This window comes from Spongiactinospora gelatinilytica (genome assembly GCF_003236385.1).
Lineage (GTDB): Bacteria > Actinomycetota > Actinomycetes > Streptosporangiales > Streptosporangiaceae > Spongiactinospora > Spongiactinospora gelatinilytica.
The window spans coordinates 1-7,525 of record NZ_POUA01000371.1; the positions used below are offsets into that span (position 1 = coordinate 1).

Sequence of the window (7,525 nt, forward strand, 5' to 3'; positions counted from 1 at the left end):
GCGGGGCCGAGGCGCGGGGGTTTGCTGAAGGTGCCGATGCCCCAGCGGAGGTCGTGGCCTACTGAGGTGGCCTCGACCTCGGCCATGAAGCGGCGCTCGCCCTCGGGGCCGAACTCGCGGATGCGCAGGCGGCCGTGGACGACGACCGGCTGGCCCATGCGGATGGACTGGGCGACGTTGTCGGCGAGGGCGCGCCAGCAGCGGACGGCGAAGAAGATCTTTTCGCCGTCGCGCCACTCGGAGGTGCGTTTGTCGAAGTAGCGGCTGGTGGTGCAGACGCGTAGTGAGGTCACTCGGGAACCGTCGGAGAAGGTGTACAGGCGTGGGGCCGCGACCACATGGCCGTTGATGGTGATCTGAATGTCATTCATGAGGATGCCTCCTGGATGGCGGGCCTCATGCCCGCCCTACGGCAACCACGGTGGCCCAGACGGCTTGGGCGGGGAGCGGCCGAATGCCGTTCTGTGGATGACAGGCCCCAGGCCGTCCGCTTGTGGATAACCGCTCGCGCGGCCCAAAGGGAAACCGATAGGGAATCGTCACCGTAGGCGATGGTTGGTGACTGTTCGCAAGGGAGACCTAATCAGGCGCATACCGAAGCGGACGAGGAGAGGTCAATGACGACCCGTAGACGGCTTCCTCGACTGGCGGTGGCGTCGGCCGCGGCGATGATCACGCTGTGCCTCGCGGTGACCGGCACCGTGACCAGCACCCCCGCCATCGCCACCCCCACGGGCGGAACCCCCACGCCCGGAACCTCCGCAGGCACGCCGGGCCGCGGGGACTGGCCGATGTGGCAGCAGGGCCCGTGGGGCCTGCGGCACAACGCGGCCGAGCGCGACATCACCCCCCGCAACGTCGCCGGCCTGGAACTCAAATGGGCCTTCACCTACCCGAAGGCAGCGGGCAACCCGCGCAGCCAGCCCGCCGTCGTCGGTGACACCGTCTACTTCGGCTCCCCCGAAGGCAAGATGTACGCCAAGGACGCCGCGACCGGCGCCCCCAAGTGGGAGTTCGACCTGGCCACGGTCGGCCAGGGAGAGGTCAAGGTCCAGGACGGCCCCGCCGTCGCCAGGGGCAAGGTCTTCTTCGGCGACACCCGCGGCTACTTCTACGCCCTGGACCAGCGCACCGGCAGGCTCGCCTGGTCCAGGAGGCTGGATGACACGCTGTCGGCCGAGGTGACCAGTTCCCCCCTGGTCCACGGAGATCGGGTCTACGTGGGCGTCGCCAGCGGGGAGTTCACCTTGGGCAAGGACCACGACTGCTGCCGGTTCCGCGGCCACCTCAACGCCCTGGACGCCGACACCGGCGAGCAGGTGTGGCGGTTCTACACCATCCCCGAGCCGGTCCAGGCCGGCACCTGGCCGAACGGCAGGACCCGCTACGCCCCTTCGGGCGGCGGCGTGTGGAGCAGTCCCGCCATCGACCCGGCCACCCGCACGGTCTACGTCGGCACCGGCCAGAACTACACCGGCAGCGCCGGGCACTACGACTCCGTGCTGGCCATCGACGCCGACACCGGTCGCCCCCGCTGGACCCGCAAGATGACCGACGTGGACACCTGGCGCCTCGAATGCTTCTATCCCGCGCCGGGAGACCCCGGATACTGCCCCAACCTGCCCGACGGCACCGCCCTCGACTTCGACCTCGGGGCCGCGCCCAACCTGTTCAGGGCCGGCGGGCGTGCCCTGATCGGGATCGGCCAGAAGTCCGGCGTGTACCACGTGCTGGACGCGCGCACCGGGCGGATCGTGTGGCAGCGGGCCCTCGCCGCCCCACGGCCCGGGGGAGCGAGCGGGATCCCGTGGGGCTCCAGCCACGACGGCGAACGGCTCTACGTGGCCACCAACCTGGCCGATCCGGGCACGCTGTTCGCGCTCGACCCGGCCACCGGCCGCCTGCTGTGGAAGACGCCCAACCCGGCCGACGGCTGCACCACCGGCGGCGCGGCGCAGTATCCGGACGTCTGCCTGCTCGCTCACACCCCGGCCGTCTCCAGCACGCCCGGACTGGTGTGGGAGGGCAGCACGGACGGCAAGATCCGCGCCTACTCGGCGGAGACCGGCGAGGTGCTGTGGGCGTACGACACGATGCAGGCCGTCCAGGGGGTGAACGGGCTGACCGGCCGCGGCGGGCAGATCGCCGCAGGGGGCGGGGTCGTGGTCGCGCACGGCATGCTGTACGTCCAGTCCGGCTACGGCCCGTGGCCCCTGCCCACCTACCCGAACCCGTACGGCGCGGTCTTCATGGCCTTCGGCCCCCGCTGACGTGCGTACGAGAGCTACGGTGCAAGGCTGCGAAGGGCCTCGTAGAAGTCGTGGTGGCGGCCCAGCTCGTGCTCCAGCGGGGCGATGACCAGGCTTTCCGACAGGGCGGCGACGCGGCGGCGCATCTCGCGTTCGACGTGTTCGCGTTCCTTGCCCGCGGCCAGGACCACGAAGTTGCGGGCGGCCACGGCGGACAGGACGCCGAGGCCGAGGGCGGAGGCCATGATCAGGCCGACCCAGGGGAGGGCGCTCGCGTCGGACAGGGCGCCGAGGGCGGACGGGGGCGCGCCCGCGCCCAGCACGCCGTACGCGAGGGTCGCGCCGCACCAGGCCACGCCCACGACGAAGATCACTACCAGCAGCCACTGCCACAGTTGCAGCAGCCGCCAGGAGCCGGGGACGCGGTCCAGGCGCGGGGCGATGAGGGAGAGTTCGTCGGCCATCGCGCGCGGGATGTCCCGTACGTGCGAGCGCGCGGCCTGCCGTACGCGGCTGCGCCACGACTCGTGCATGCCCGCCGACAACCCGTCGGCCAGTGCCTGTACGGCGTTGTCCACCTCTGCGGGCTGGGCGCTCACCTCGCCGCCCGGCACGCCGCCGATCTCGGCGCGCAGCTCGCCCAGCCGGAGGTTCTTGAGCGGGTCGCCCTGGAGCCGGGCGGCCCAGCGGGCGTACGGCCAGCCGACCCAGGTCGCCGAGCGGGCCGCGTAGACGTTCTCCATGGCCTCGCCGATGGCCGGGACGCCGATGGCGTCGCACAGCGCGTCGGTCAGCCCCACCCGGCGGGCGGCGTCGACCGTGGCGGGGCTCGCGGCCGGGTCGCTTCCCGGCAATAGCTCGTTCACGGCGCGGGTGACCCGCTCGACGTCTGCCTCCAGGCGCTGGATCGCGGCCCTGCGCCGGGAGACGGTGTCGGCGAGGACGGCCTTGAGGTCTTCCGAGCCGCGCGGGACAACCGCGGAGGTGGCGACCACGCGGGGGTTGTTGACGCCTTCCTTCTCCAGCAGCCGGGTGAGGTCGGCGACGCACTCGGCCAGCTCTTCCGGGGTCAGCCGGTCGGCGTGGTTGAGCGCGTAGACGGTGACCGCGTCGTGGCCCGACAGTTCGGCGATGTAGCGCAGGTGGGTGGAGGCGTCCGCGTACTTCTGCGGGTCGAGCACCCACACCACCAGGTCGGCGACGCCGATGAGCCGGTCGGCCTCGTGGTCGGTGAGCGCGCGGATGGAGTCGTGGTCGGGCAGGTCGAGCAGGATCAGGCCGTGCAGGTGCCCGTCGCCCTTGTCCAGCGCGCTGGCCCTGGCGAAGCGGTGCCGCCACTCGATCTGCAGCCAGTCCAGCAGCGGGCCGGCGCCTTCCAGGCCCCACACGCACGCGTGGGTGCGGGCCGTGGTGGGCCGGCGTACGCCGATGGGCGACAGCTCGAGCCCGGAGACGGAGTTGAACAGCGAGGACTTGCCGCTGCCGGTGCCGCCCGCGAGCGCGACCACGGTGTGCTCGGAGGAGAGCTTCAGCCGGTCGCCCGCACGCAGCAGGACCTGCGTCGCGTCTTCGAGCAGTCCGGGATCGACCGTGCCCGCGCCGAGTTCGACCAGGCGGGACAGGGCGGCCAGGCGGGAGCCGAGGCCGGGCCTGGCGCGTCCGCCGCCCGCGGGGATCGAGGGTGTGCCGGTGGTAACAGTGCTCATCGTGCGGCCTCAAGGTTGTACGTCGCCTGGTACAAACGTGACGCGGCGGTCTCGTCGGGGATGCCCGCGCCGTCCAGTGCCCTGGCGTAGCGCAGTGTCTCCTCGTCGAACAGTGTGTTGATCCTCGCCCGCAGGTCGTTGCGGGCCTTGACGCTGATGTTGCGCAGCGACTCGGCGCCGAGCAGGGCGCGCAGCAGCCGCTGCGGCATCGGGCCGGGACCGCCCTCGATCTCGGGCATGCCGTACCCGAGTAAGCCCACGGTGAAGACCAGGCCGAGCGACTCCTCGTCGAAGGAGGTGGTCTTGGCGACCGTCCGCTTCGTCACGCCCTCCTTGCGGATCATCGCGACGAGGTGGTCCTGCCAGGCGGTGATGGCCCGCCCGGTGCGGCGCGCGAGATCGTCGGTGGCGTCGCCGAGGCCGGGGGTGGCGGCCAGCCGTTCGCCGTGCGGGCCGCGAACGGCCCAGCGCGCGGCCACGCCCTCCGCGGCGCGCTGCGCGGAAGAGATGACCACGGCCTCCAGTCCGGCCCGCAGCGCGGACTTCAGCGCGCGCTGCCGTTCGGGGGCCTGCCGGGCGGCCTTGCCGCCGAACCTGCCGGGCTTGCGCATGCTGAGCGTGCGCACCAGGTCGCCGGAGCCGGTGAAGTCCTGCCAGCGGGCCAGGACCTCGCCGCGCATCAGCGCGCCGTTCCGGGTGACCTCGTCGATCTCGGCGAGCGCGCCGCTGTAGGCGTCGTCGACGTCGGCGCGCAGCCCGGCGCGGAAGGCGACCTGGGCCTCCACGTGGCGGGCGAGGGCCGGGACACGGGTGCGGAAGCTGTCCAGGACGGTGCCCAGCATGGCGCGTACGGCCTGCTCGCGCCGCTCCTCGTCCACCGAAAGGCCGGTCAGCCACATCCGCAGCTCGGCGATCTCGGCCTCCGGCAGCCGGCCGTCCTCGACCGCGCACTCGCTGATGACGAACCGGTCGGCCTCGCCCAGGCCGTACTCGGTGAGCATGCGGACGAAGTGCTTGACCACGACCTCGCGCGCCCGCGGGGGCACCCGCGAAAGGACGATGGCCAGCCGCGCGCCGCGCTCCTTGGCCATCCGCAGCAGCCGCCAGGCGGGCGCGTCGGCGTAGCGGGCGGCGGTGGTGACGAAGATCCACAGGTCGGCGGCGTCCAGCATGCGCTGTGCCACGTCGTGGTGGGTCTCCCGCACGGAGTCGATGTCGGGGCTGTCGAGCAGCGCGATGCCCTGCGGCAGCCGCTCGCTGGCGGCCACCACGAGGTCGCCGGGGCCGGTGTCGGGGCCGGGGGCCTCGACCCTGGTGAGCCCGCCGAGCAGGCCGCCCTGGTCGAACCGGCCGCGGTCGTAGGGGTGGCAGGCGAGCACGGGGGTGCCGGTGGTGGGACGGCGTACGCCGGTGGCGCTGACCCTGGCCCCGGCCAGCGAGTTGACCAGGGTGGACTTGCCCGCGCCGGTGGACCCGGCGACGACCACGAGGGCGGGGGCGGTGCTCATCCGCACCCGGGGCACGACGTAGTTGTCGAGCTGGGCGATGATCTCCTCGCGCGCCTTGGCGGCCTCCTGCGCGCCTGGGGCGTTCGCGCCGAAGCGCAGGCCGGCGATGGTCTCCTTGAGGGAGCCGAGGGCCGCGGCGAGGACTTCGGCCGCCTCGTCGGGCAGCGGGATCTCCTTCTCGGAGCCGGTGGGGCCGGTTGGGTCGGTTGGGCCGTCGGGATCGACGTCGGAGGCGGCGGCCCACGCGCCGCCCCATGAGCCCGCCCCGCCGGTCTCGTCAGCCTCGTCCGAGGCGGCGCCGTCACCGGGGGCCTCGGCAGGGTCGCCGGTCCCGGCGTCCTGCGCTCCCGGGTCCGGCTCGTCGTCGCGGATCGGCCGGAATGACACGGTCTGCTCGCCGACGTTCTCCGGCTCGGCCGTCTCGGGCACGCCGGAGTCGTCGTCGGCGGAGTCCCCGAGCCCGGGGGGCCTGTTGGCTGCTGACTTCACGGAATCCGCTCCGCTCGAACCATCTCGACCTCCTGCCCGACCTTCACGACATCGCCGACGAGCACGATCGCCGGCGGCCGTATTCCAGCCGCGGTCACGCGCTCGGCCACAGTGGACAGTGTGGCGAAAAGAGCGCGCTGCGTCGGAAGAGTACCGTCCTGTACCACCATTACGGGAGTTTCCGGCGAACGTCCTTCTTGTTGCAATGCGTCGGCCACGTCGCGGATTCGTTCGACGGCCATCATCAGCACCAGCGTTCCGCCCGACCTCGCCATCGCCGCCCAGTCCACCGTGGAGCGCGGGTCGCCCGGCGGGACGTGCACGGAGATCACGTGGAACTCCTGGCTGACCCCCCGATGGGTGACCGGTACGCCCGCGGCCCCGGGCACCGCGACTGCGCTGGTGATGCCGGGGACGACGGTCACCGGGATGCCCGCGCGGGCGCAGGCCAGCATCTCCTCCCCGCCCCTGCCGAAGACGAACGGGTCGCCGCCCTTGAGCCGGACCACGAACTTCCCGGCGCGGGCGCGCTCGACCAGCAGCTCGTTGATCTTCTCCTGGGCCAGCGCCCGGCCGTAGGGGATCTTGGCGGCGTCGATCAGCTCCACGTCGGCAGGCAGCTCGTCGAGCAGCACGCGGGGCGCGAGCCGGTCGGCCACCACCACGTCGGCCTGGGACAGGAGCTGCCGCCCGCGCACGGTGATGAGCCCCGGATCGCCGGGGCCGCCGCCGACCAGCGCGACGCCGACGGGCTTGGTACGGCTGCGCCGAGCGTCGACCGTGCCGTCGCGCAGCGCCCCGGTCACCGCGTCCCTGATGCCGGCGGCCCGGCGCGGGTCGCCGCCGGCGGTGACCGCGACGGTGATCTCGCCGACCCTGCCGGAGGCGGGGGTCCAGGCGGCGGAGGCGTCTCTGTCGTCGGCGCGGACGCACCACACGCGTTTGGCCTCCGCCTCGGCCGCCACGGCGGTGTTCACCGCGCGGTCGTCGGTGCAGGCGTGAACGAGCCAGGCGCCGTCGCAGTCGCCCACCGCGTACGGCCGGGCCAGCCAGGTCACCCGCCCGGCGGCGATCAGGTCGTCCAGCGCCGGTGTGACGCTCGGGGACACCAGCGTGACCTCGGCGCCGGCCTCGATCAGGGCGGGAATGCGCCGCTGGGCGACCCGGCCCCCGCCCACGACGAGCACCCGCCGCCCGGAGAGGCGAAGACCGAGCAGGTAGGGGGACATGGCGGCCGATCTCCCATTCGCGAGACTTGCATGTTAGGAGGTAAACCTACCGGCTGAGTCCGCCGGATTTCGCTGCCCGTGCGTTAACGCCCGTCCAGCAGCGGCTGACGTGGGTCCCACGGCGGGTGCCCGGACGCGTCGCGCCTGCGGCGCGCCATCGCGGACAGGGCTTCGAGCACGACCCGGTTGCCGAGCGCGGCGGTGATCCCGGCCTGGTCGTACGGCGGCGCGACCTCGACGACGTCCATCCCCACCACGGGTAGTTCGTAGCAGATCCGGCGGACGGAGTCGAGCAGCCCGCGGGCGGAAAGCCCGCCGGGCTCGGGGGTTCCGGTGCCGGGGGC

At 73.0% G+C, this 7,525-nt stretch carries 6 protein-coding genes; 1 reads left to right on the top strand and 5 read right to left on the bottom strand.

Translation table 11 applies throughout. The features are described 5' to 3' along the window. On the bottom strand, window positions 1–371 hold a 371-nt coding region (locus tag C1I98_RS31870; protein WP_146607761.1), incomplete at its 3' end, for a single-stranded DNA-binding protein. Window positions 372–617: 246 nt separating this feature from the next. Between C1I98_RS31870 and C1I98_RS31875 the strand changes: the two genes are divergently transcribed. Then, window positions 618–2,270, top strand: coding sequence for an outer membrane protein assembly factor BamB family protein (locus C1I98_RS31875; protein ID WP_199537359.1), 1,653 nt, complete (start codon window positions 618–620; stop codon window positions 2,268–2,270). 14 nt (window positions 2,271–2,284) lie between these two features. Here the strand turns inward: C1I98_RS31875 and C1I98_RS31880 are convergent, their stop codons facing one another. From C1I98_RS31880 to C1I98_RS31895, 4 genes are all read right to left on the bottom strand, one after another. Further along, window positions 2,285–3,955: a GTPase family protein gene (locus C1I98_RS31880; RefSeq protein WP_111171076.1), complete on the bottom strand. Its 1,671-nt coding sequence runs from the start codon at window positions 3,953–3,955 to the stop codon at window positions 2,285–2,287. Then, window positions 3,952–5,952, bottom strand: coding sequence for a GTPase family protein (locus C1I98_RS31885; RefSeq protein WP_233508359.1), 2,001 nt, complete (start codon window positions 5,950–5,952; stop codon window positions 3,952–3,954). The genes C1I98_RS31880 and C1I98_RS31885 overlap by 4 nt, the downstream gene beginning before the upstream one ends. Then, window positions 5,949–7,181 (bottom strand): uroporphyrinogen-III C-methyltransferase, encoded by a 1,233-nt coding sequence (gene cobA / locus C1I98_RS31890; protein ID WP_111171077.1) that lies wholly within the window; start codon window positions 7,179–7,181, stop codon window positions 5,949–5,951. The genes C1I98_RS31885 and cobA overlap by 4 nt, the downstream gene beginning before the upstream one ends. Before the next feature lie 83 nt (window positions 7,182–7,264). Further along, window positions 7,265–7,525 (bottom strand): arginase family protein (locus C1I98_RS31895; RefSeq protein ID WP_199537360.1); only part of this gene is annotated, 261 nt, incomplete at its 5' end.

Bases quoted from the DNA above. Each gene is read 5' to 3' on its own strand.
- C1I98_RS31875 (WP_199537359.1), top strand. From the start codon at position 618: ATGACGACCCGTAGACGGCTTCCTCGACTGGCGGTGGCGTCGGCCGCG.
- C1I98_RS31880 (WP_111171076.1), bottom strand. From the start codon at position 3,955: ATGAGCACTGTTACCACCGGCACACCCTCGATCCCCGCGGGCGGCGGA.
- cobA (WP_111171077.1), bottom strand. From the start codon at position 7,181: ATGTCCCCCTACCTGCTCGGTCTTCGCCTCTCCGGGCGGCGGGTGCTC.